Source organism: Streptomyces sp. NPDC104371, from assembly GCF_055583785.1.
Map to the genome: position 1 here is coordinate 149,270 of NZ_JBVJNF010000013.1, position 22,787 is coordinate 172,056.

21 protein-coding genes are annotated in these 22,787 nt (G+C 70.9%); 14 read left to right on the plus strand and 7 right to left on the minus strand.

Features of this window, described 5'->3' with window-relative positions:
• Positions 1-115: 115 nt before the first annotated feature.
• The 6 genes from rarD to ACZ60T_RS31050 all read right to left on the minus strand — a co-directional run bounded on the left by rarD (position 116) and on the right by ACZ60T_RS31050 (position 8,145).
• The gene (gene rarD, locus ACZ60T_RS31025) at positions 116-1,072 is read right to left on the minus strand and encodes an EamA family transporter RarD (protein WP_469668940.1); all 957 of its coding nucleotides are present in this window, start codon (positions 1,070-1,072) and stop codon (positions 116-118) included.
• Between the two features lie 210 nt (positions 1,073-1,282).
• Entirely contained in the window at positions 1,283-2,362 is a 1,080-nt protein-coding gene (locus ACZ60T_RS31030) for a 2-oxoacid:ferredoxin oxidoreductase subunit beta (RefSeq protein ID WP_469668941.1), read from the minus strand.
• Positions 2,355-4,283 carry a 2-oxoacid:acceptor oxidoreductase subunit alpha gene (locus ACZ60T_RS31035; RefSeq protein WP_469668942.1) on the minus strand — a complete coding sequence of 643 codons (1,929 nt, stop codon included), beginning with the start codon at positions 4,281-4,283 and terminating at the stop codon, positions 2,355-2,357. Before ACZ60T_RS31035 ends, ACZ60T_RS31030 begins: the two co-directional genes overlap by 8 nt.
• Before the next feature lie 243 nt (positions 4,284-4,526).
• On the minus strand, positions 4,527-5,186 hold the full coding sequence (locus tag ACZ60T_RS31040) for a response regulator transcription factor (protein ID WP_365632542.1): 660 nt from the start codon (positions 5,184-5,186) through the stop codon (positions 4,527-4,529).
• A 202-nt stretch (positions 5,187-5,388) separates the two neighbouring features.
• Positions 5,389-6,732 carry a sensor histidine kinase gene (locus ACZ60T_RS31045; protein ID WP_469668943.1) on the minus strand — a complete coding sequence of 448 codons (1,344 nt, stop codon included), beginning with the start codon at positions 6,730-6,732 and terminating at the stop codon, positions 5,389-5,391.
• A 219-nt stretch (positions 6,733-6,951) separates the two neighbouring features.
• Entirely contained in the window at positions 6,952-8,145 is a 1,194-nt protein-coding gene (locus ACZ60T_RS31050) for a sensor histidine kinase (protein WP_469668945.1), read from the minus strand.
• Between the two features lie 237 nt (positions 8,146-8,382).
• On the opposite strand from ACZ60T_RS31050, the gene ACZ60T_RS31055 reads away from it, so the two are divergent.
• From ACZ60T_RS31055 to ACZ60T_RS31115, 13 genes are all read left to right on the plus strand, one after another.
• Positions 8,383-8,805, plus strand: coding sequence for an NADH-quinone oxidoreductase subunit A (locus tag ACZ60T_RS31055; protein WP_469668964.1), 423 nt, complete (start codon positions 8,383-8,385; stop codon positions 8,803-8,805).
• Positions 8,796-9,500: an NADH-quinone oxidoreductase subunit B gene (locus ACZ60T_RS31060; RefSeq protein ID WP_469668946.1), complete on the plus strand. Its 705-nt coding sequence runs from the start codon at positions 8,796-8,798 to the stop codon at positions 9,498-9,500. Before ACZ60T_RS31055 ends, ACZ60T_RS31060 begins: the two co-directional genes overlap by 10 nt.
• Positions 9,497-10,669 (plus strand): NADH-quinone oxidoreductase subunit C, encoded by a 1,173-nt coding sequence (locus tag ACZ60T_RS31065; RefSeq protein ID WP_469668947.1) that lies wholly within the window; start codon positions 9,497-9,499, stop codon positions 10,667-10,669. Before ACZ60T_RS31060 ends, ACZ60T_RS31065 begins: the two co-directional genes overlap by 4 nt.
• Entirely contained in the window at positions 10,666-11,634 is a 969-nt protein-coding gene (locus ACZ60T_RS31070; RefSeq protein ID WP_365632375.1) for a complex I subunit 1/NuoH family protein, read from the plus strand. The genes ACZ60T_RS31065 and ACZ60T_RS31070 overlap by 4 nt, the downstream gene beginning before the upstream one ends.
• Positions 11,634-12,554 (plus strand): NuoI/complex I 23 kDa subunit family protein, encoded by a 921-nt coding sequence (locus tag ACZ60T_RS31075; protein WP_469668949.1) that lies wholly within the window; start codon positions 11,634-11,636, stop codon positions 12,552-12,554. The genes ACZ60T_RS31070 and ACZ60T_RS31075 overlap by 1 nt, the downstream gene beginning before the upstream one ends.
• The gene (locus ACZ60T_RS31080) at positions 12,551-13,189 is read left to right on the plus strand and encodes an NADH-quinone oxidoreductase subunit J family protein (protein WP_252424552.1); all 639 of its coding nucleotides are present in this window, start codon (positions 12,551-12,553) and stop codon (positions 13,187-13,189) included. The genes ACZ60T_RS31075 and ACZ60T_RS31080 overlap by 4 nt, the downstream gene beginning before the upstream one ends.
• On the plus strand, positions 13,189-13,554 hold the full coding sequence (gene nuoK / locus ACZ60T_RS31085) for an NADH-quinone oxidoreductase subunit NuoK (protein ID WP_365632378.1): 366 nt from the start codon (positions 13,189-13,191) through the stop codon (positions 13,552-13,554). The genes ACZ60T_RS31080 and nuoK overlap by 1 nt, the downstream gene beginning before the upstream one ends.
• The gene (locus ACZ60T_RS31090) at positions 13,551-15,542 is read left to right on the plus strand and encodes an NADH-quinone oxidoreductase subunit 5 family protein (protein WP_469668951.1); all 1,992 of its coding nucleotides are present in this window, start codon (positions 13,551-13,553) and stop codon (positions 15,540-15,542) included. Before nuoK ends, ACZ60T_RS31090 begins: the two co-directional genes overlap by 4 nt.
• A 6-nt stretch (positions 15,543-15,548) precedes the next feature.
• Positions 15,549-17,123 (plus strand): complex I subunit 4 family protein, encoded by a 1,575-nt coding sequence (locus ACZ60T_RS31095; RefSeq protein WP_469668953.1) that lies wholly within the window; start codon positions 15,549-15,551, stop codon positions 17,121-17,123.
• Positions 17,120-18,619, plus strand: a complete 1,500-nt coding sequence (locus ACZ60T_RS31100; RefSeq protein WP_469668954.1) for an NADH-quinone oxidoreductase subunit N — start codon at positions 17,120-17,122, stop codon at positions 18,617-18,619. Before ACZ60T_RS31095 ends, ACZ60T_RS31100 begins: the two co-directional genes overlap by 4 nt.
• Before the next feature lie 212 nt (positions 18,620-18,831).
• Positions 18,832-19,695 (plus strand): zinc metalloprotease HtpX, encoded by an 864-nt coding sequence (gene htpX, locus ACZ60T_RS31105; protein ID WP_252424557.1) that lies wholly within the window; start codon positions 18,832-18,834, stop codon positions 19,693-19,695.
• The gene (locus tag ACZ60T_RS31110; protein ID WP_365632392.1) at positions 19,692-20,084 is read left to right on the plus strand and encodes a YccF domain-containing protein; all 393 of its coding nucleotides are present in this window, start codon (positions 19,692-19,694) and stop codon (positions 20,082-20,084) included. Before htpX ends, ACZ60T_RS31110 begins: the two co-directional genes overlap by 4 nt.
• Before the next feature lie 77 nt (positions 20,085-20,161).
• Entirely contained in the window at positions 20,162-20,728 is a 567-nt protein-coding gene (locus ACZ60T_RS31115; RefSeq protein ID WP_469668956.1) for an SMI1/KNR4 family protein, read from the plus strand.
• Positions 20,729-20,854: 126 nt separating this feature from the next.
• Here ACZ60T_RS31115 and ACZ60T_RS31120 read toward each other — a convergent pair whose 3' ends face one another.
• A complete protein-coding gene (locus ACZ60T_RS31120; protein WP_469668965.1) occupies positions 20,855-22,081 on the minus strand; it encodes an APC family permease in 1,227 nt (408 codons plus the stop codon).
• Between the two features lie 234 nt (positions 22,082-22,315).
• On the opposite strand from ACZ60T_RS31120, the gene ACZ60T_RS31125 reads away from it, so the two are divergent.
• Positions 22,316-22,582 (plus strand): GlsB/YeaQ/YmgE family stress response membrane protein, encoded by a 267-nt coding sequence (locus ACZ60T_RS31125; RefSeq protein WP_365632398.1) that lies wholly within the window; start codon positions 22,316-22,318, stop codon positions 22,580-22,582.
• The last annotated feature ends 205 nt before the right edge of the window (positions 22,583-22,787 follow it).

The following is a 22,787-nucleotide window of genomic DNA, read 5'->3' on the forward strand; positions in this document are numbered from 1 at the left end:
GTTGATCACCTTAGTGCACCGGGTGGCCGGACCGTCGGCCTCCCGGACATCGATGGCGCAGTCTCGACGGCAGCCTTGGCTGATGCGGCGGGGAACGAAAGGGGGCGGGGCGCCGCTACACGTCCGCGTCCACCCGAGCCGCCTCCACCCGGGAAGCCCCCGGCACGCTGATCCGGGTCCGTGGCCTCCGTACCGAGCGCCACGCGTCGCCGGTCAGGAGGATCAGTGCGAGCCAGACCAGGGCGAAGCCTGCCCAGCGCTCGGCTGGCATGGCCTCGTGGAAGTAGAGGATGCCCAGCAGGAACTGGAAGACCGGCGCGAGGTACTGGAGCAGGCCGAGCGTGGACAGCGGCACCCGGATCGCCGCCGCGCCGAAGCAGACGAGCGGGAGGGCGGTGACCACGCCGGTCGCCGCGAGCAGCGCCGCGTGTCCCGCGCCCTCGGTGGTGAACGTCGACCCGCCGTGCTTCGACAGCCACAGCAGATACGCCAGCGCGGGCAGGAACTGCACGGCGGTCTCCGCGGCCAGTGACTCGATGCCGCCCAGGCTGACCTTCTTCTTCACCAGGCCGTACGTGGCGAAGGAGAAGGCGAGACAGAGCGAGACCCACGGCGGGCGGCCGTAGCCGATGGTCAGGACGATCACCGCGGCGAAGCCGACCCCGACCGCCACCCACTGGAGGGGCCGCAGCCGTTCCTTGAGGAGCAGGACGCCCATCGCGATGGTCACGAGCGGATTGATGAAGTAGCCGAGCGAGGCCTCCACCACATGGCCGGAGTTCACGGCCCAGATGTAGATGCCCCAGTTCACGGTGATGACGGCCGCGGCGACCGTGACCAACGCCAGCTTGCGCGGCTGCCGCAGCAGCTCGCCCGCCCAGGCCCAGCGCCGCATCACCAGCAGGGCGACGGCGACCAGGAGCAGGGACCAGACCATGCGGTGGGCGAGGATCTCCATCGCCCCGGCGGGCTTCAGCAGAGGCCAGAAGAGGGGGACGAGCCCCCACATTCCGTACGCCGCGAAGCCGTTCAGCAGACCTGTCCGCCCCTCACCCTTCGGCTTCTCGGCCACGGGTCCTCCTTCTCATGCACATGGCTGCTCCCGTGCAGCCTTCAAGAAGGTAAACCCGCGCGCCCTCGGAAGTCATGCCCGTATCGTCATACGGTCATGACATCGGTGGGATGAGGCCGATACGGACGTGACGTCCGGTGTGCGGGCACGGGACGTGGTGAGGCCCGGACGCGCACCGCGTCCGGGCCTCGTGAACGGCGGTCGAGCCGGTCAGCCGACGACGGTCCAGGTGTCGCCCCCGGCCAGCAGCGCGGCGAGGTCGCCCTTGCCCTGCCGTTCGGTGGCGGCGTCGAGCTGCTCGGTCATCTGGCTGTCGTAGACGGGGCGTTCCACGGAGCGGAAGACGCCGATCGGGGTGCCCTGGAGGGTGTCCGGGTCGGCGAGCCGGGACAGCGCGAACGCGGTGGTCGGGGAGGCGGCATGGGCGTCGTGGACGAGGATGTCCGCCTCGTTGTCCGGGGTGACCGTGACGACCTCGAGGTCCCCGGTCCGTGCGTTCCGTACGACGCCGCGCGCGTTGTCGGCGCCGAAGCGGATCGGCTGCCCGTGCTCCAGCCGGATCACGGCCTCCTCGGCGCGCTCGCGGTCCTTGAGGACGTCGAAGGCACCGTCGTTGAAGATGTTGCAGTTCTGGTAGATCTCGATCAGGGCGGTGCCCGGATGCGCGGCGGCCTGGCGCAGTACCTCGGTCAGGTGCTTGCGGTCGGAGTCCACGGTGCGGGCGACGAAGGACGCCTCCGCGCCGAGCGCCAGCGACACCGGGTTGAAGGGGGCGTCCAGCGAGCCCATCGGTGTCGACTTGGTGATCTTGCCGACCTCGGAGGTGGGCGAGTACTGGCCCTTGGTCAGACCGTAGATCCGGTTGTTGAACAGCAGGATCTTGAGGTTGACGTTGCGGCGCAGGGCGTGGATGAGGTGGTTGCCGCCGATGGACAGCGCGTCGCCGTCACCGGTGACCACCCACACGGACAGGTCACGGCGCGAGGAGGCGAGCCCCGTCGCGATCGCGGGCGCCCGGCCGTGGATGGAGTGCATGCCGTACGTGTTCAGGTAGTACGGGAAGCGGGAGGAGCAGCCGATGCCCGAGACGAAGACGATGTTCTCCCTGGCCAGGCCCAGCTCCGGCATGAAGCCCTGGACGGCGGCGAGGATCGCGTAGTCCCCGCAGCCGGGGCACCAGCGCACTTCCTGGTCGGACTTGAAGTCCTTCATGGACTGCTTGGCCGTGGCCTTGGGGACGAGGGCGAGCGCCTCGGTCGTGCTCCTGCCGTCCGTGGACGTCTCAGCCATCGATGGCCTCCTTGAGCGCCGTGGCGAGTTGTTCGGCCTTGAAGGGCATGCCGTTGACCTGGGTGTAGGGGCGCGCGTCGACCAGGTACTCGGCCCGGACGAGGGTGGTGAGCTGGCCGAGGTTCATCTCCGGGACCACGACCTTGTCGTAACGCCGCAGCACCGTTCCCAGGTTGGCGGGGAAGGGGTTCAGATGCCGCAGGTGGGCCTGCGCGATGGACTCGCCGTCCGTGCGCAGCCGCCGTACCGCCGCGGTGATCGGCCCGTACGTCGAGCCCCAGCCGAGGACGAGCGTCCGGGCGCCGTCCGGGTCGTCGACCTCGATGTCGGGTACGTCGATGCCGTCGATCTTGGCCTGGCGGGTACGGACCATGAAGTCGTGGTTGGCCGGGTCGTACGAGATGTTGCCCGTGCCGTCCTGCTTCTCGATGCCGCCGATGCGGTGCTCCAGACCCGGCGTGCCCGGGATCGCCCACGGGCGGGCCAGGGTCTCCGGGTCGCGCTTGAACGGCCAGAACACCTCGGTGCCGTCGTCCAGGGTGTGGTTGGGGCCCTGCGCGAACCGCACCCGCAGGTCCGGGAGTTCCTCCAGGTCGGGGATGCGCCAGGGCTCGGAGCCGTTGGCGAGATAGCCGTCGGACAGGAGGAAGACGGGGGTGCGGTAGGTGAGCGCGATCCGCGCCGCCTCCATGGCCGCCTCGAAGCAGTCCGCCGGGGTGCGCGGGGCGACCACCGGGACCGGGGCCTCGCCATTGCGGCCGTACATCGCCTGGAGCAGATCCGCCTGCTCCGTCTTGGTCGGCAGGCCGGTGGACGGGCCGCCGCGCTGGATGTCGACCACGATCAGCGGCAGTTCCATGGACACCGCAAGCCCGATCGTCTCGCTCTTGAGCGCCACTCCGGGACCGGAGGTCGTGGTCACCGCGAGCGAGCCGCCGAAGGCCGCGCCCAGGGCGGCGCCGATCCCGGCGATCTCGTCCTCCGCCTGGAACGTCCGTACGCCGAAGTTCTTGTGCTTGGACAGCTCGTGCAGGATGTCCGAGGCCGGGGTGATCGGATACGAGCCCAGGAACAGCGGCAGATCCGCCTGACGCGAGGCGGCGATCAGACCGTAGGCCAGCGCCAGGTTCCCGGAGATGTTGCGGTACGTCCCCACCGGGAACGCCTTCGTGGCCGGGGCGACCTCGTAGGAGACCGCGAAGTCCTCCGTCGTCTCGCCGAAGTTCCAGCCCGCCCGGTACGCGGCGATGTTGGCCTCCGCGATCTCCGGCTTCCTCGCGAACTTCGACTTCAGGAACGCCTCGGTGCCTTCCGTGGGCCGGTGGTACATCCACGACAGCAGGCCCAGCGCGAACATGTTCTTGCTGCGCTCGGCCTCCTTGCGGCTGAGGCCGAACTCCTTGAGCGCCTCGACCGTGAGGGTCGTCAGCGGCACGGGGTGGACGTTGTAGCCGTCCAGCGAACCGTCCTCCAGGGGGCTCGCGGCATAGCCGACCTTCTGCATCGCCCGCTTCGTGAACTCGTCCGTGTTCACGATGATCTCCGCGCCCCGCGGTACATCGCCCAGGTTCGCCTTCAGGGCGGCCGGGTTCATCGCCACCAGGACGTTCGGCGCGTCCCCCGGAGTGAGGATGTCGTGGTCGGCGAAGTGCAACTGGAACGAGGAGACACCCGGGAGCGTGCCTGCGGGGGCACGGATCTCCGCGGGGAAGTTCGGCAGGGTGGACAGGTCGTTGCCGAAGGACGCGGTCTCCGAGGTGAAACGGTCACCCGTGAGCTGCATACCGTCGCCCGAGTCCCCCGCGAACCGGATGATCACCCGGTTCAGGCGCTGTACGTCCTTCGTTCCCGCCGGTTTGCGCTGTTCCGTAACGACGGCACCATCGGCCTGCTCCGCTGGACTGCTGACCTGGCTGGTCACTGAACTGGACCTCCCTCGAGGCTGCTGTTCTGGGAGCAGCCGTCCCGCCGGCCTTCCCAGGATCAACCCTACGTCGGTGAGGGTCGCCTTCCTTGGGCCGTTCGCACGATGGAACCCATCGCACGACGGTCCTACGCCCCGGTTCGTCACGGTCTGCACGGCCCTTGGGCGCTGCTGGGTGAAGACGGCCCCTGCTCATCCTTTAGTTCTGGTACTTCAGACGTATGCGTCAGTGTCGGACGATCAGGAGTTCAGGTAGGTGAGCACGGCCAGAACACGCCGGTGATCCCCGTCACTCGGGGACAGTCCGAGCTTCAGGAAGATGTTGCTGACGTGCTTCTCCACGGCTCCGTCGCTCACCACGAGCTGCCGGGCGATCGCGGAGTTCGTCCGCCCCTCGGCCATGAGGCCCAGGACCTCCCGCTCGCGCGGGGTGAGCGCGGCCAGGACGTCCTGCTTGCGGCTGCGGCCGAGCAGTTGCGCCACCACCTCCGGGTCCAGCGCGGTGCCGCCCCGGGCCACCCGCACCACGGCGTCCACGAACTCGCGCACCTCGGCGACCCGGTCCTTGAGCAGATAGCCGACGCCGCGAGTGGAACCGGCCAGCAGCTCGGTCGCGTACCGCTCCTCGACGTACTGCGACAACACCAGCACGCCCAGATCGGGATACGTCGCGCGCAGCGTCACCGCGGCCCGGACGCCCTCATCCGTGTGGGTAGGGGGCATCCGTACGTCGGCGACGACGACGTCCGGCAGCTCGCCGCCGGCCGCCAGGTCGGTGATGGCCTTGATCAGCGCGTCCCCGTCCCCGACCCCGGCGACCACGTCATGCCCGCGGTCGGTCAGCAGCCGGGTCAGCCCCTCCCTGAGCAGCACTGAGTCCTCGGCGATGACCACCCGCACCCTGTCCTCCACGATCTTCGGCCCCCCACAGCCTGTTCCCTGCCCGCACCGGAGCGGACCGGAGTCGATTGCCGTCCGTACGGCAGCCCCCACAGCATCCCAGCATTCCCGCCGGTACGCGCACCGCCTCCGGAAACGGGCGTGGCCCTCGCGCGGTCGGTGCGGGGACCGACCGCGCGAGGGCCGTGGGGGAGCGGGGGTGTCAGGTCCGCCAGGGCAGCTCCGCGGTGATCCGGGTGGGTCCCCCGGGCGGTGAGTCCACGACCAGGATCCCGTCCACGGAGTCGAGGCGCGCCGCCAGCCCCGCGAGGCCCGAGCCGTGGGCGGCGTCGGCGCCGCCGATCCCGTTGTCCGTGACCTGGAGCAGCAGCCGGTTCTCCACCCGCCAGACGTCCACCGTCGCCCGCGAGGCCCGCGCGTGCTTGCTGACGTTCTGCAGCAGCTCCGAGACCGTGAAGTACGCGATTCCCTCGATGGCCGGCACCGGCCGCGCCGGAAGGTCGACCTCCACCCGCACCGGCACGGTGCACCGCGAGGCGACCGACGACAGCGCGGCGTCCAGGCCGCGGTCGGTGAGCACCGCGGGGTGGATCCCCCGTGCCAGGTCCCGCAGTTCCTGGAGCGCGGTCTTCACCTCGCCGTGCGCCTCGTCCACCATCCGCGCCGCCGCCTGCGGATCCTCGGTGAGCTTCTCCTTCGCCAGCCCCAGATCCATGGCCAGGTTCACCAGGCGGGCCTGCGCGCCGTCGTGCAGATCGCGCTCGATGCGCCGCAGATCGGCTGCCGCGGTGTCCACGACGACCCCGCGGTCCGACTCCAGCTCCACCACTCGCGTCGCCAGCCGCGACGGCCCGAGCAGCCCGTACACCATCAGCCGGTCCACCGACGTCAGCCCCCGGACGATCCACGGCGTGGCCAGCGTGATCAGCAGCCCCACCAGGGCGGTCATCGAGATCTCGAACGGGTTGTCGAGATAGACCTGGTGCATGTCGTCGCCGTAGAGCTGGAGGCCGCCCTGACCGGTGAACGTCGGGAAGACCCAGAACCACAGCGGATAGCTCAGCAGCGCCAACCCGGTCGTCCAGAAGACCACCCCGACGACGAACGAGAACACCGCCCAAGGGAACTGCACCAGCGTGTACAGCAGTTGACGCCAGGACGTGCCGCTCTTGAGCATCGCCCCGATCCACGCCATCGGCCCGTCACCCTTGACCACCAGGGGCTCCGGGGCGGCCACGTCGAGCCCCAGCAGCCCGCGCGCCCTGGCCCGCTCCAGCGCCCCGAAGCCGCGGCAGGCCGCGAGGGCCCCCGCGAGGACGGGGATCCCCAGGAACGTCACCAGCAGGCCGGCCCCCAGGGAGACCAGGGTGACGCTGCAGACGAACATCGCGATCCCGATCGGCAGGCCCAGCAGCACATAGCAGAACTCGCCCCAGGTGCGCCCCTCGAACGGCGCCCGCAGCGCGGCCGGAAGCCGGTGCGGCCGTTCCCCGGCGCCCTGGGATCCAGAGCCGCCCCACTCTCCGTACCCGTAGTGCGTGGCCATCGGTGTCGTCCGTTCTCCTCGTTGCCCAGCCCGACCCGGTCCGCCCGTACGGCTGACCGTGACCCCTACTCTGCTGCCCGCGCGCCTGCCCGACCATGGAGCCGGTCGGCGTCTTGGACCGGGGGTTTTCCCCACCCCCGCCCCCAGGCGTCCGGCCCCGCATACGTCACAGCGGTCGCACACTTCCGTGTACGACCGCTGCTCACTGCGCACTTCCGCCTACTTCCGCTGCGGCTCGCTCTCCCGGTCGCGCCAGGGCAGTTCCGCCGTGACGGTCGTCGGGCCACCGGTCGGCGAGTCGATGACGAACAGACCGTCGACCGCGCCCAGCCGCTCCGCGAGTCCCGCCATCCCGGTACCGCCGTCGAGCCGGGCGCCGCCCCGGCCGTCGTCCCGTACCTCGATGAGCAGCCGCTCCCCGCTGCGCCACACGTCGACGGACGCGGACGCGGCCCCGCTGTGCTTGCTGATGTTCTGCAGCAGTTCGGAGACCGTGAAGTAGGAGATGCCCTCGATCGCCTCGGCAGGGCGCGCGGGCAGATCCACGCTCACCCGCACCGGCACGGTGCACCGCGAGGCGACCGACGACAGCGCGGCGTCCAGGCCGCGGTCGGTGAGCACCGCGGGGTGGATCCCCCGTGCCAGGTCCCGCAGCTCCTGGAGCGCCAGCTTCACCTCGCCGTGCGCCTCGTCGACCATGGCCGCCGCCGTGTCGGGGTCCTCCAGCAGCTTCTCCTTGGCCAGCCCGAGCCCCATGGCCAGGTTCACCAGGCGGGCCTGCGCGCCGTCGTGCAGATCGCGCTCGATGCGCCGCAGATCGGCCGCCGCCGTGTCCACGACCACTCCGCGGCCCTGCTCCAGCTCCCGGATGCGCCGCTCCAGTTCGTCGGAGGGGGACAGCAGCCCCCGCACCATGGCCCGGTCCACGTTCGTCAGCCCGCGGGCGAGGTACGGCAGGAGGGGCCACAGGACGAACAGCGACACCAGCGTCACCGTGAAGGTCAGGATCCCCCAGGGCAGCCGGATGAAGGCGTACAGACAGGTCCGCCAGGCCACCGGGTCCTTCAGCGCCATCCACAGCCGCTGGAACATCCCGCCGCCCTTGCGCAGCGGCAGCGGGCTCGGCTCCTGTATCCGCACCCCGAGCCGCGCCCTGGCCCGCGCCCGCTCCAGCTTGCCCAGTTGCCGCGCGCCCAGCAGCCCCAGCGCCAGCGCCGGGAAGCCGATCACGGTCACCGTCAGCCCCACGCCGAGCGCCAGCACCGTCACCACGTAGATGAACCCGACCAGCGACGTCAGCAGGTTCATCAGGAGATGCGCGATCTCGCGCCAGGTGGACGCGTCCAGGGCAGGACGCACAGGAGGCGGACGCTCGCCGTCCGTGGCACCGGGGTTCGTCTCGCGCGCGGTCATATCCGCCTGCCTCGTTCGCTCATGCCCGCAAGCCTGCCGTAACGCCGCGTCCCCGTGCCATGAGGCGGACCGCCGGGGTTCACTGGGGGAAACCCCACCTCGTGCAGCAGTCTGCTTACCCTCTCTTTAGCAGGGCCTAGACTCCCGTGCGTACTGAACGTCGAGCACGACGTTCACCAGGGTCACGAGGTCAGGGAGCGAGGAGCTGACGTGCCGGATCCGACCGCCGTCGCTGTCATGGCGGAGACCGGGAGCGTGAGGACCGCCGGGAACGCCGGAACCGTCGTCGCGGCGGGCTACTTCCACTCCTACTCCGTCGTCGGGCTGCTCGCCGTCGCCGGCGTGCTCTTCATCGCCGTCGCGTTCGGCGCGGGCCGCCTGCTGCGCCCTGTCGTGCCCACTCCCGAGAAGCTTCTGACGTACGAGTGCGGGGTGGACCCCGTCGGCGAGGGCTGGGCGCACACCCAGGTCCGCTACTACGTCTACGCGTATCTGTACGTGATCTTCGCGGTCGACTCGATCTTCCTCTTCCCGTGGGCGACGGTCTTCGCCGATCCCCGGTACGGCGCGACCACGCTCGTGGAGATGTTCGTCTTCCTCGGCTTCCTGGCCGTGGGACTGCTGTACGCGTACAAGAAGGGCGTTCTGTCATGGACGTGAACCCCTCGACCCCTGCCACGGCTTCCGCTTCGGCCTCCGCTTCAGCCTCCGCTTCGGCTTCCGGTGAGCCGGTGTCCGTCCCGGAACCGAAGCGGCTCGGCACGCTCGCACGCCTCGCCCCCGAGCCGATGAAGGTGGTCCTGAACTGGGGCCGCCGCTACTCGCTGTGGGTCTTCAACTTCGGCCTCGCCTGCTGCGCGATCGAGTTCATCGCCGCGTCGATGGCCCGCCACGACTTCATCCGCCTCGGAGTGATCCCGTTCGCGCCCGGCCCGCGCCAGGCCGACCTGATGGTCGTCTCCGGCACGGTCACCGACAAGATGGCCCCGGCCGTCAAGCGTCTGTACGAGCAGATGCCCGAGCCGAAGTACGTGATCTCCTTCGGCGCCTGCTCGAACTGCGGCGGCCCGTACTGGGACTCGTACTCCGTCACGAAGGGCGTCGACCAGATCATCCCGGTGGATGTGTACGTCCCCGGCTGCCCGCCGCGCCCCGAGGCGCTGCTCCAGGGCATCCTCAAGCTCCAGGAGAAGATCGCGCGCGAGTCGCTGGCGCAGCGGTACGGGACGGCACGGCCGTCGGCCGCCGCGTTGCAGAGCGGCCTGGTCCGGCCGCCGTCGACGGGCCCTGGAACGGGGACGACGGGTTCGACGGGTTCGGGGACGGCGGGTTCGGACGCGGGGGAGGGGCGATGACCGGGGTCGGCTGGCTGCCCGCGTCCGCCGAGGACCTCTTCGGTCCGCAGGCCACGGCCGAGGAGTCGTACGACGTCCTGACGGTCGACGTACCGCCGACGGACTGGACCGCGGCGCTGTGCGTGGCGCGCGACGAACTGGGCTGCACCTACTTCGACTGGCTGAGCGCCGTCGACGAACCGGGCACGGGCCTGCGCGTCGCGGCCCATGTCGCGGCCCTGTCCCCGGTACGCCGCCTGCTCGTCCGTACGACCGTCCCGCACGAGGCACCCGTGCTGGACTCCGCCGTGGGCGTCTACGCGGGCGCGGCCTGGCACGAGCGCGAGACCCACGAAATGTTCGGCGTGACCTTCGAGGGTCACCCGGCGCTGGACCACCTCCTCCTGCCCGAGGGCTTCGAGGGACACCCCCTGCGCAAGGACTTCGTCCTGGCCGCCCGGGTCGCCAAGGCCTGGCCCGGCGCCAAGGAACCGGGCGAGTCCGAGCACGGCGGCCCCAAGCGCCGCCAGATGCTGCCCCCGGGCGTCCCCGACCCGAACGAGTGGGGCCCGCTGAAGGGCCAGCTCCCCCCGGCACCGGCCCGCCGCCCGGCAGGCGACCGCCCGGTACGCCGCACCCGCACGGCCACCGAGGGCTCGGCAAGCCAGCCCCCGGCCGCCACCCCCGAGACACCGACACCGCCGCGTCGCGCGCGGAGCGCGTCGGAGGGTTCGGCGTCGCAGCGTGGTGCGGAGGTTCCTGGGGCGGGTCCGTCGGGTCCCGCGGCTTCGGCGGGTCCGCGTCGTGCGCGCAGCGCGTCGGAAGGCTCGGCGTCGCAGCGTGGCGCGGCAGGCGGTACGGGGCCGGGGACCGGTCCCGCGGGCCCCCGGCGTGCACGCAGCGCCTCCGAAGGCTCCGCCTCGCAACGCGCCGCCGCCTCGGAACCCCAGGGCGCGCCCCCCGAGCCACCTGCCGTGACGCGCAGCGCGGACGCCCCTTGGCACCACGCCCGCCCGGCCTTCGACGAGCCCGAGCCCGAGCCCGCCACCGAACCGCCGACCGAGGCGCGGGAGGACAGCGAGGCCGGCCCCGGCGAAGCCCACCCCGGCGGTGCCCAACCCCCGAAGCCCTCACCCCCCGACGAACCCGAACCCCCCACCCCCGACGACCCCTCCGGAGGCACGCAGTGAACGGCGCTCTCGACGTCGCCCTGCGACTCCTCGCCGTGTTCGTCGTCTTCCTCACCTTCCCCTTGATCGTCGGCCAGACCGAACACAAGGTGATGGCCCATATGCAGGGCCGCCTCGGCCCGATGTACGCGGGCGGCTTCCACGGCTGGGCCCAACTCATCGCCGACGGCGTGAAGTTCGCGCAGAAGGAGGACGTCGTCCCGGCGGGCGCGGACCGCCGTATCTTCCAACTGGCTCCCGCCGTCGCCCTGTTGCCCTACCTCCTCGTCCTCCTCGTCATCCCGATCGGTCCGGGCGAGGGCGCCGTGGGGCAGGCCGTCGACGCGGGCATCTTCTTCGTCCTGGCCGTGATGGGCGTCGGCGTCCTCGGTTCCCTCATGGCGGGGTGGGCCTCCGCCAACAAGTTCTCCCTTCTCGGCGGCCTGCGCACCGCCGCCCAACTCCTCGCCTACGAACTCCCCATGCTGCTCGCCGCGGCCTCGGTGGCGATGGCGGCCGGCACCGTCTCCCTGCCCGGCATCACCGCCGCCTTCGCATGGTGGTGGCTGCCCTGGCAGCTCATCGGCGCACTCGTCTTCTTCGTCGCCGGCCTGGCCGAACTCCAGCGCCCGCCCTTCGACATGCCCGTCGCCGACTCGGAGATCATCTTCGGCGCCTACACCGAGTACACCGGCCTCCGCTTCGCCCTGTTCCTCCTCGCCGAGTACGCCGGAATCATCGTCCTGTGCGGTCTGACCACCGTCCTCTTCCTGGGCGGCTGGCACGGCCCCTGGGGCGCCTCCGGCCTCGGCTGGCTGTGGACCTTGGTGAAGACCGCGCTCCTCGCCTTCGTCGTCATCTGGTTGCGCGTGACCTACCCCCGCCTGCGCGAGGACCAGCTCCAGAAGCTCTCCTGGACCGTCCTCGTCCCCCTCGCTCTCGTCCAGATCGCCCTCACCGGCATCGTCAAGGTGGTGATCTCCTGATGTCCCGCCCCTCGCCCGACCCGCGCCACCCCTCGACGCCCGCCGAGCGGCCCCGTAGGTCGATCCCCGGCTCCGGTCTCGCCAAGGGCCTGGCGGTCACCCTCCGCACGATGACCAGGAAGTCCGTCACCGAGCAGTACCCGGACACCCAGCCCGCGCTCCCGCCGCGCAGCCGCGGTGTCATCGGCCTGTTCGAGGAGAACTGCACGGTCTGCATGCTGTGCGCCCGTGAGTGCCCGGACTGGTGCATCTACATCGACTCCCACAAGGAGACGGTCCCGCCCGCCACCCCCGGCGGACGCGAGCGCAGCCGCAACGTCCTCGACCGTTTCGCCATCGACTTCTCCCTCTGCATGTACTGCGGTATCTGCATCGAGGTTTGCCCCTTCGACGCCCTGTTCTGGTCCCCGGAGTTCGAGTACGCCGAGACCGACATCCGCGACCTCACCCACGAGCGCGACAAGCTCCGCGAGTGGATGTGGACCGTGCCTGCCCCGCCCGCCCTGGACGCGGGCGCGGAGGAACCCAAGGAGATCGCCGCCGCGCGCAAGACCGCCGAGAAGCTCGCAGCAACCCAGCCGAACCCGACCGAGCCGACCGACCCGACTGAGCCCACCGGCCGCACAGGTCCCAGTGAGCCCACCGGCCGCACGGGTCCGACTGGTCGCACAGGTCCCAGTGAGCCCACCGGCCGCCCCGGTCCCACCGGTCCCACCGGTCCCACCGATCCCGACGAGCCGACTGGCCGTACGGGTCCGACTGGCCGCACCGGTCCCACCGATCCCGCTGGCCGCACCGGTCCCACCGGTCCCGACGAACCGACTGGCCCCGACGAGCCCACCGGCCCCAAGGGCCACACCAGTCCCACCGGCCCCGCAGACGCCACCGACCCCACCGACCCCCGGGAAGGAGAGTCGTGACCCCCGCCTCCGCCGCACTGACCACGGCCACGGCTGCCGCCGGCACCCACGGCTTCCTCTCCCCGACCGGCGTCGAGATCGCCTTCCTCCTCGTCGGCATCGCCACCTTCGGCGCCGCGCTCGTCACCGTCACCACCAAGCAGCTCGTGCACGCCGCCCTGTGGCTCGTCGCGACCCTCGGCGGACTGGCCGTCGAGTACCTCCTGCTCACCGCCGAGTTCATCGCCTGGGTGCAGGTCCTCATCTACGTCGGTTCCGTCGTCGTCCTCCTCCTGTTCGGTCTGATGCTCACCAAGGCCCCCATCGGCCCGTCCCCGGACGCCGACTCCGGCAACCGCTGGGCCGCCCTCACCGTGGCCGTGGCCGCCGCGGGCGCCCTGGTCTGGGTGGTCGTCGACGCCTTCCGCACGACCTGGATCGACCTGAGCGGCCCCGCGTCCGGTTCCACCAAGGTCACCGGCGCGAGCCTGTTCCGGTACTGGGTCCTCCCCTTCGAGGCCCTCTCCGTCCTCCTCCTCACCGCCCTGGTCGGCGCGATCGTCCTCTCCCGCAAGGCGAAGGCCGACACGACGCCCACCCCGGCGGGCACCCCGACCGTCCCGGGCAGCCGACGCGAGAAGGAAGGCGCCCGCTGATGCACCTCGCCTATCCCGCCGTGCTCTCCGCCCTGCTCTTCTGCACGGGTCTGTACGGCGTCCTCGCCCGCCGCAACGCGGTCCTCGTCCTGATGTCGGTCGAGCTGATGCTCAACGCCGTCAACCTCAACCTCGTCGCCTTCGACGTCTGGCTGAGCAGGACCGCCCGCGAGACGCTGCACTCCGGCCAGGCCCTGACCCTGTTCACCATCGCCATCGCGGCCGCCGAGATCGGCATCGGCCTCGCGATCGTCCTCGCCGTCTACCGCAACCGCGGCACCGCGGACATCGACCGGCTCCGCGACACCGCCGAGGGCCACGAAAGCGACGCCCCAGCGGCGGAGAAGGCTGAGGCCACCGCGTGACCACGACCACCCTCGCCGTCCTCGTTCCTCTCCTTCCGTTCCTGGGCGCCGCGGCCGGCCTGCTGCTCGGCCGCACGGCCCCCGGCTTCGTCCGCCCGCTCGCCGTCCTGCCGACCCTCACCTCGCTCGTGCTGGCGGTACTGGTCGTGGCGCGCCAGGGCGGCGGCCAAGCCGTCGACGCGGCCACCGAGCTGACCCCCACCGGCTCGGTCCCGATCGAACTCGCCCTGCACATCGACGGCTTCGCCGCCCTCGTCGCCGTCCTGGTCGGCGTCGTCGCCTCCTGTGTGCAGATCTACTCGACGGGCTATCTGCGCGACGACCCGCGCTACCCCTCCTATGCCGCTCTCGTCTCCCTGTTCACCTCCGCGATGCTCCTGGTCGTCTACTCGGGCGACCTGATCGTGCTGCTGGTCGGCTGGGAAGTCATGGGCATCTGCTCCTACTTCCTGGTCGGCCACTACTGGGAGACCCCCGAGGCCCGCGCCGCCTCCCTCAAGGCCTTCCTGGTCACCAAGCTCGGCGACGTCCCCTTCCTCATCGGCCTGTTCGCGCTCGCCGCCGACGCCGGTTCCTTCCGCATCACCACGGTCCTCGGCACCGTCGCGAGCGGCGGACTGCACCATCCGACCCTGATCGCCCTGCTGCTCCTGGCCGGCGTGGCGGGCAAGTCGGCGCAGTTCCCGCTGCACACCTGGCTCCCCGACGCGATGGCGGGCCCCACCCCCGTCTCCGCGCTGATCCACGCCGCGACGATGGTCGCCGCCGGTGTCTACTTCGTCGCCCGTCTCCTTCCGGTCTTCGAGGCATCCTCGGCCGCGATGGTCGTCCTCGCCGTCATGGCCGCCGTGACGATGGCGGGTTCGGCGCTCACGGCGCTCGCCCAGGACGACATCAAGCGTGTCCTCGCGTACTCGACGATCAGTCAGCTCGGCTACATGACCGGCGCCCTCGCCGTCGGCGACCGCGGTGCCGCCGTCTTCCACCTCCTGTCCCACGGCGCCTTCAAGGCGCTGCTCTTCCTCGCCGCGGGCGTGATCATCCACGCCGCCGGCACCAACTCCCTGGCCACCATGTCCCGTATGAAGGACCTGCGCGCCCGCGTCCCCGACGCCTACTGGACGATGACCGTGGCGCTCCTGGCGCTCGCCGCGATCCCGCCGTTCGCCGGGTTCTTCTCCAAGGAATCCGTTCTCGCCGCCGCCGAGCACGTCGCCACCGGCCACACCGAGCGCGCTCCCGGCGCCGCGGGCTGGATCGTCCTCGTCGTCGGTCTGGTCACGGCCCTGCTCACCGCCGCCTACGCGACCCGCCTGTGGCTGCTCGCCTTCCGCGGCCACGGGGCCGAGGCCCCCGACCACGGCAGACAGCCCCTCGCCATGAACGCCGTGCTGTGGGCGCTCGCCGTCCCCTCACTCGCCTTCGGACTCGCCTACCGCGTCCTGCCCGACTGGTTCGACGGAAGCCGCCTGACCCCGACCCTCACCACATCCGTCCTCGGCACGGGCCTCGCCCTGGTCGGCGGGCTCGTGACGTACGGGGTCTGGCAGCGCACCACGGCGCTCGCCGCCCGCGCCCCCCTGGGAGCGCTCGCGGCCCACCCCGAGGCGGACGCCGGGCTGGTCGAGGCCGAGGCCATCGCGAGCCACACGCCCGCGTACGGCGATGTGGCCAACGCGCCCGACCCCGCGGACCCCGGCCGCGTCCTGCTCGGCCCGCTGCACCGCCACGCGGCCGTCGGCTTCCACCTGGACGCCGTGTACGACACGCTCTTCGTCCGCCCGGTCCGGGCCGGCGCGCGCCTCGTCCGCTTCCTGGACCGTGAGGTCGTCGAGACCTACGTACGCGCCGCCGGTGCCCTACCCCGCCTGCTCGGCGCCGCCGTACGGCGCGCCCAGACCGGCAATGTGCAGACCTATGTGAGCGCGCTGCTCGCCGGCACCGTCGTCCTCGCGGTGGCCGCCCTCCTCGTCGCCACGGGAGCGTGAGCAGGCGTGATCGATATCAGCGAGTCCGTGATGCAGTTCCTTCTGGCATTCGTCGTCGTCGTGCCGCTCATCGGCGCGGCCGCCGCCCTCCTGCCCGCCCCGCCCGGACTGAAGGGGAAGTCGCCCGAGCAGGCCGTACTGCGCCACGGCGTGACAGTCACCGGAGCCGTCCTCATCGCGGCGATCGCCCTCGCGCTCGGCTTCGACCATGACCACCCGTCAAAGATGCAGGCCACGACCGACATCAGATGGATCCCCGCACTCGACGTGCGGATCCACCTGGGCATCGACGGCATCTCGCTCCCCCTTCTGCTCCTGACCGCGCTGCTGACCTTCCTCTGCGCGCTCTACTCGTACGCCAAGCCGCCCACGGGCCCGTCCCCGAAGGCCTTCGTCGCACTGCTGCTCGTTCTCGAGACCGGCACCCTCGCGACCTTCGCCGTCCTCGACCTGCTGCTGTTCTTCCTCGCGTTCGAGACGGTCCTCATCCCGATGTACTTCCTCATCGCCCGCTGGGGCGGCGAGGGGAGGACCCGGGCGGCCTGGAGGTTCATCCTCTTCACGCTGCTCGGCTCCGTCGTCATGCTGCTCGGCCTGCTCCTGATCGGGATCAAGGCGGGCACGTTCGACATGATGGCACTCGCCACTGACAACGGCCGGTCACTCACCGCATCCGTGCAGGTCATCGCCGCTTTGGCGATCGGGATCGGGCTCGCGGTCAAGGCGCCGATGTGGCCTCTGCACAGTTGGCTGCCCGACGCCCACACCGCCGCGCCGACCGTCGGCTCGGTTCTGCTGGCCGGGGTCCTGCTGAAGATGGGCACGTACGGGTTCGTGCGGATCCTCCTGCCGGTCGCGCCGCACGGCTTCCACACCTTCGCGCCGTATCTCGCGGCCTTCGCCGTGGTCGGGATCATCTACGGATCCCTCGCCTGCCTCGCCCTCGTCCGGCAGGGCGCCAAGGGCGACCTCAAGCGGCTGATCGCCTACTCCTCCGTCGGCCACATGGGCTTCGTCCTCCTCGGCATCGCCACGGCGACCCCCACCGGCGTCAACGGCGCCCTGTTCGCCAACATCGCCCACGGCCTCATCACCGGCCTCCTCTTCTTCCTGGTCGGCGCGCTGAAGGACCGCACCGGCACGACCGACCTCGACGCCCTGTCCGAGAAGACCGGCGCCGCGCTCTACGGCAGGGCTCCCCGCCTCGGCGGCCTGCTCGCCTTCGGCGCCGTCGCCTCGCTCGGCCTGCCCGGCCTCGCCGGGTTCTGGGGTGAGATGCTCGCGCTGTTCGGCGCGTTCAGGCCCGCCGCCGGGCTCAGCCGCCCGGCGTTCCTCACCTTCATGGCGATCGCCGCCTTCGGCACCCTGCTCACCGCCGCCTACCTGCTCATCGTGGTCCGCCGCGTCTGCATGGGCGCCGCCCCCCAGGACACCCCCCGGCTCGCCGACGTCCACAGCTACGAATTCGCGGCCTGGACGCCGCTGGTCGTCCTCACCGTCGCCACCGGCCTGTGGCCGAAGGCCCTCCTCGGCCTGACCGACCCGGCCGTGCAGCAGCTCCTCGCAGGAGGCATCCGATGAGTTCCCTCGTCCAGTCCGTCGACTGGATGGCGATCGCGCCGCCCACGCTCACGGCGGTCGTCGGACTCGTCGTCCTCGTCGCCGACCTCTTCCTCGAAGAGCGACGGAAGGCAGTCCTGGGCTGGATCTCCCTCACAGGACTCGCCGCCGCGCTGCTCACGCTGCTGCCCCTGCTGGACGGTGACCGCGCCACCTTCTGCCTGAAGGGGAACCCGCACGTCTGCAGCTACACGGCAGACGGATTCACCCTCGCCATCCAGTTCCTCGTCCTCGCCGGAGCCTTCCTCACCGCCCTCCTGTCGGTCACCGCCCTCAAGGACGCCGAGAAGGAAGTCCCCGCAGGGGAGTTCTGGTTCCTGCTGCTCTCCAGCGCGGCCGGTGCCGCCCTGCTGCCCGCCTCGCGCGACCTGGCGACCCTCATCGTCGCCCTGGAGGTCGCCTCCCTGCCCGCGTTCGCCCTCGTCGGCATCCGGCACGGCGACAGGAGATCGTCCGAAGCCGCCCTGAAGTTCTTCCTGTCCTCCGTCACGGCGACCGCCGTGAGCCTCATGGGCATCAGCTTCGTGTACGCCTCCATGGGCACCCTGTACCTCACCCAGATCGCCGACCGGATCCAGCACGTCGACGGCCAGCTCCACACACTTGCCCAGACGGGTGTCGTCCTCACCCTCGTGGGCTTCGCCTTCAAGACGGCGGCGGTGCCGTTCCACTTCTGGGTGCCGGACACCTACGTAGGGGCGCCGCTGCCGGTCGCCGCCTACCTGTCGGTCGTCGGCAAGGCGGTCGGCTTCTCCGGCCTGATCCTCGTCACCGTCGTCGCCCTCCCGTCGTACTCCGACGTCTGGGGCCCCGCGCTCGCCGCGCTGGCCGCCCTCACCATGACCGTCGGCAACGTCGGCGCACTCCGGCAGCAGGCCACGCGCGCGTACAGCGCGGTACGCCTGCTCGCCTGGTCCTCCGTCGGCCAGGCCGGTTACCTGCTGGTGCCGATCGCCGCGGCCGCCTACTCCACGGACGCCCACAAGGCGATCGGGTCCACCGTGGCGTACGCCCTGATGTACGGGGCGGTGAACCTCGGAGCCTTCGCCGTGGCCGCCCTCGTGGGCCGTACGAGGGCCCGGAACCGCATCACCGACTACCGCGGCCTGTACGCGTCCAGCCCTCTGGCTGCCCTGCTCCTGGCCTTCTTCCTGCTCTGCCTCGCGGGCCTCCCGCCGGGTGTCATCGGTCTCTTCGCGAAGGTCACCGTGTTCTCGGCGGCCGTCGACGCGGGCCTCGGCTGGCTTGCCGTGGTCATGGCGGTGAACGTGGTGATCGCGCTCTTCTACTACCTCCAGTGGACAGCTCTGCTCTTCCGCGCCCCCGAAGGAGAGCCCGCAGAGCACCACGTCCCGGCCCCCCTCACCGCCGCCCTCGGCGTGACCGCCGTCCTGGGCGTCGCGCTCTCCGTAGCGCCCCAGGTGGTCCTCCGCTTCTCGGCCCTCGGCCTCTTCTGACGGACGCCCTCACGCGCGCGGCCGCACGACGCGGCACGCGCGCGTGGCGGTACCGCCAGGTCACCCGGACAGCTCCCCGGCTCCGGGCCGTGCACCAGGGAACTCGGCCTTCCCGCCTCGCGTTGACCAGTACGGGAGGGTCCACTGAGGAGTGGAGTCAACAGCATCTTCAGACAAGGGGTTCCCCTGCCGCACCACTTGGAGGGCGTACCGTGCACCGCCGGCACAACGGGCTCAGGACCGCAGTACTCCTCGGGGGACTGTCCGCGCTCATCATCGTCATCGGCAGCTTCTTCGGGCGTACCGGCCTGATCGTCGCGGCCCTCATCGCGATCGGCACGAACGCGTACGCGTACTGGAACAGCGACAAGCTCGCTCTCCGCGCGATGCGCGCGCGCCCGGTCAGCGAGTTCGAGGCACCCGCGCTGTACCGCATGGTCCGCGAGCTCTCCACCGAGGCCCGGCAGCCCATGCCCCGCCTGTACATCTCGCCGACGGACGCGCCGAACGCGTTCGCGACGGGCCGCAACCCGCGCAACGCGGCCGTGTGCTGCACCGACGGCATCCTCCGCATCCTCGACGAGCGCGAGTTGCGCGGTGTCATCGGGCACGAGCTGAGCCATGTCTACAACCGCGACATCCTGATCTCGTCGGTCGCCGGTGCACTTGCCTCAGTGATCATGTTCCTGGTGAACTTCGCCTGGCTGATCCCGGTCGGCCGCTCGGACGACGACGACGGTCCCGGCCTCCTCGGCATGCTGCTGATCATGCTTCTGGGCCCGCTCGCCGCGTCCGTCATCCAGCTCGCCATCAGCCGCTCCAGGGAGTACGAGGCGGACGCCTCCGGAGCCCGGCTGACCGGCGATCCCCTCGCCCTCGCGAGTGCCCTGCGCAAGCTGGAGATCGGAACCAGCCAACTCCCGCTGCCGCCCGAGCCCCGGATCGAGACGGCGAGCCACATGATGATTGCCAACCCCTTCCGCCCGGGGCAGGGTCTCTCCAAGATGTTCTCCACACACCCGCCCATGGCGGAACGTATCGCCCGACTCGAACAGATGGCAGGTCGCCAGCGGTGAAGACGATTCTGAACGTGATATGGCTGGTCCTGAGCGGCTTCTGGCTGTTCCTGGGCTACTTGTTCGCGGGGGTGCTGCTCTGCATCACCATCATCGGCATACCCTTCGGCATCGCCTCGTTCCGTATCGGCATCTACGCGTTGTGGCCCTTCGGCTATACGACGGTCGAGCGCCGCGACGCGGGCGCGCCGTCCTGCATAGGCAATGTGCTGTGGCTGGTCCTGGCGGGCTGGTGGCTCGCCATCGCCCACATCGTCACGGGCATCGCGCTGTGCGTCACGGTGATCGGTATTCCGTTCGGCATCGCCAACTTCAAGCTCATTCCGGTCTCGTTGCTGCCGCTGGGACGCGAGATCGTGCCCACGGACCGGCCGTTCGCGACACGTTGACAAGCGGTCCGCGGTAAGGCGCCGAGAGTTATCCACAGGCAGCTCCGGCTGTCAGTGGTTCCCTGCATCATGAACTCATGACCGAGAACGAGCAGTTGCTGGACAGGGTGGCGGAGCGGGCTCGCACCACCCGCCCGTGGGGCTGGCCTTCGCTCCCGCAGCCCGCGAGCGAAGCCGCGCTCGCTCGCGCCGAGGAGTCCCTGGGCTTCTCCCTGCCACCACTGCTCGCCGCGCTGTATCTGCGGACCGGGGACGGCGGATTCGGCCCGGAGTACGGCCTGTTGCCCCTGCTCGACAGCTCACCGGCCGGCGAACCGGCCGCCGTCCCGCAGTACTTCGCGAACCGCGAGAGCGCCCGCACGGATCCCACCTGGCCCTGGCCCGAGGGCGTTCTGCCGATATCCCACTGGGGCTGCGGAATGTACGCGTGCGTGGACTGCCACACCCCGCACGGCACGGTCCTGCTCTACGACCCGAACGCCGACGAAGCCGGCCATGCCTGGTATCTCGACGCCCCCGGCCTCGCGCAGTGGCTCCAGGCCTGGCTCGACGGCACGGGCTGGTACGAAGAGCACAACGACGGCGCGGAGTTGGCGCTGTGGGAGGACTTCCCGATACGTACGGCTGCCGGGCCGACGCTGTAGGGGGAGCCTCCGCGCTGACGGTCCTGAGGGGGGACAGAGCGGCGAGGCATGTCCGGGTGGCGGAGCGGCCCGGACCGCACGACAACACGGCCGGAGCCTCGTGAGAGGTCTTCGTGCCCTTGGCGGCTACCGCGCGGCACCCCACCGCCGTACGCAGTAAGCCAGCACCCCCACGCCCAGCACCACCGCGCCCACGCCCACCGACACCCCCGGCAAGGCGAACGCCAGCACGACGCATCCGAGGAGCCCGACAGCCGGTACGACGCGCGACACCGGCGCCGGACTCAGCGTCCAGGCCGACGCGTTGGCGATCGCGTAGTAGGCCAGCACCCCGAAGGAGGAGAAGCCGATCGCGCCCCGCACGTCCACCGTCGCGGCGAGCGCGGCCACCACGGTCCCCACCACCATCTCGGCCCGGTGCGGCACTTGGAAGCGCGGGTGCACGGCGGCCAGGGCGCTCGGCAGATGCCGGTCGCGCGCCATGGCCAGCGTGGTCCGTGAGACGCCGAGAAGGAGCGCCAGCAGCGAGCCCAGGGCAGCCACAGCGGCGCCCACCCGCACCACCGGCGCGAGACCGGGCACGCCCGCCGCTCGTACCGCGTCGGCCAGCGGTGCCACCGCACGCCCCAGCCCCTGTGCACCCAGCACGGAAAGGACCTCGACAGCCACCACCACGTACACCGCCAGCGCGATGCCCAGGGCCAGGGGGATCGCGCGCGGGATGGTGCGCGCCGGATCCCGTACCTCCTCTCCGAGGGTGGCGATCCGCGCGTACCCGGCGAACGCGAAGAAGAGCAGCCCCGCCGCCTGGAGCACCCCTGCGACGCCCGCGCCCTCGACGGCCGGTCGCGAGGCATCAGCGGTACCCGACCCCAGACACACGACGACCACGGAAGCGAGGACAGCCAGGACCACCGCGACGATCACCCGTGTCAGCAGCGCCGACTTCCGCACACCGCCGTAGTTCACGGCGGTCACCGCGACCACGGCCGCCACCGCCACCGCGTGTGCCTGCCCCGGCCAGACGTACGCGCCCACGGTGAGCGCCATCGCCGCACAGGAGGCCGTCTTCCCGACGACGAACGACCAGCCCGCCAGATACCCCCAGAACACTCCGAGCCGCTCGCGCCCGTACACGTACGTGCCGCCCGAGGCGGGATACAGGGCGGCCAGCCGCGCCGAGGAGGTCGCGTTGCAGTAGGCGACCACAGCGGCGACCGCGAGCCCGTACAGCAGCCCGGACCCCGCCGCGCGCGCCGCGGGGGCCAGGGCCGCGAAGATTCCGGCACCGACCATCGAACCAAGCCCGATGACGACGGCGTCCCCGACGCCGAGGGTGCGGCGCAACCCCATGTCACCGGGACGCTGCGCCCCGGACCGTGTCACGGCACCGAACCCTACTGACTCCGGGCAACCGGTGACGGTTGCCAAGGCGTCCATCCTTATGGCGACACAGTCGTACGAAACGCGGGAGCGAGCGCGACCGAGGAAGACCGACGGAATCAAGTAGTGGCGTCGACGCATGAACGCGGCCTGACCTGAGCAGGAGCACGGCGCAGACACAGTGTGGAGAGGCAGGGTCACGGCATGGGCGTTGTGAGCTGGATCATTCTGGGGTTGTTGGCAGGCGCCATAGCCAAGTTCCTGCTGCCGGGCAAGGACCCCGGCGGCTTCATCGGCACGACCCTCATAGGCATCGCGGGTGCCTTCATCGGAGGCTGGATCTCCTCCCGCTGGCTGCACCACCCGGTCACCAAGCACTTCTACGACGGCGCGACCTGGGTCTCCGCGATCGGCGGTTCTCTCGTGCTGCTGATCATCTACCGGGTCCTGTTCGGCGACTCACGCCGCTGAACGCACGACCGAAGCCCCTGTCGGCAGCGGAGAAGGGTGGCCGCCCGCGTTCCGGGACGACCACCCTTCGTCGTGCGGTCGGTGAACTGCCGTAGTTCTACCGGTAGTTGACGAACTTCCCACTTGATCGTCTGACCTGCGGATGCGCGAGGGAAGGGCCCGTGAGCTGCGAAAACTACCTTCAGTAGTTGCCGTCGCTTTCCGG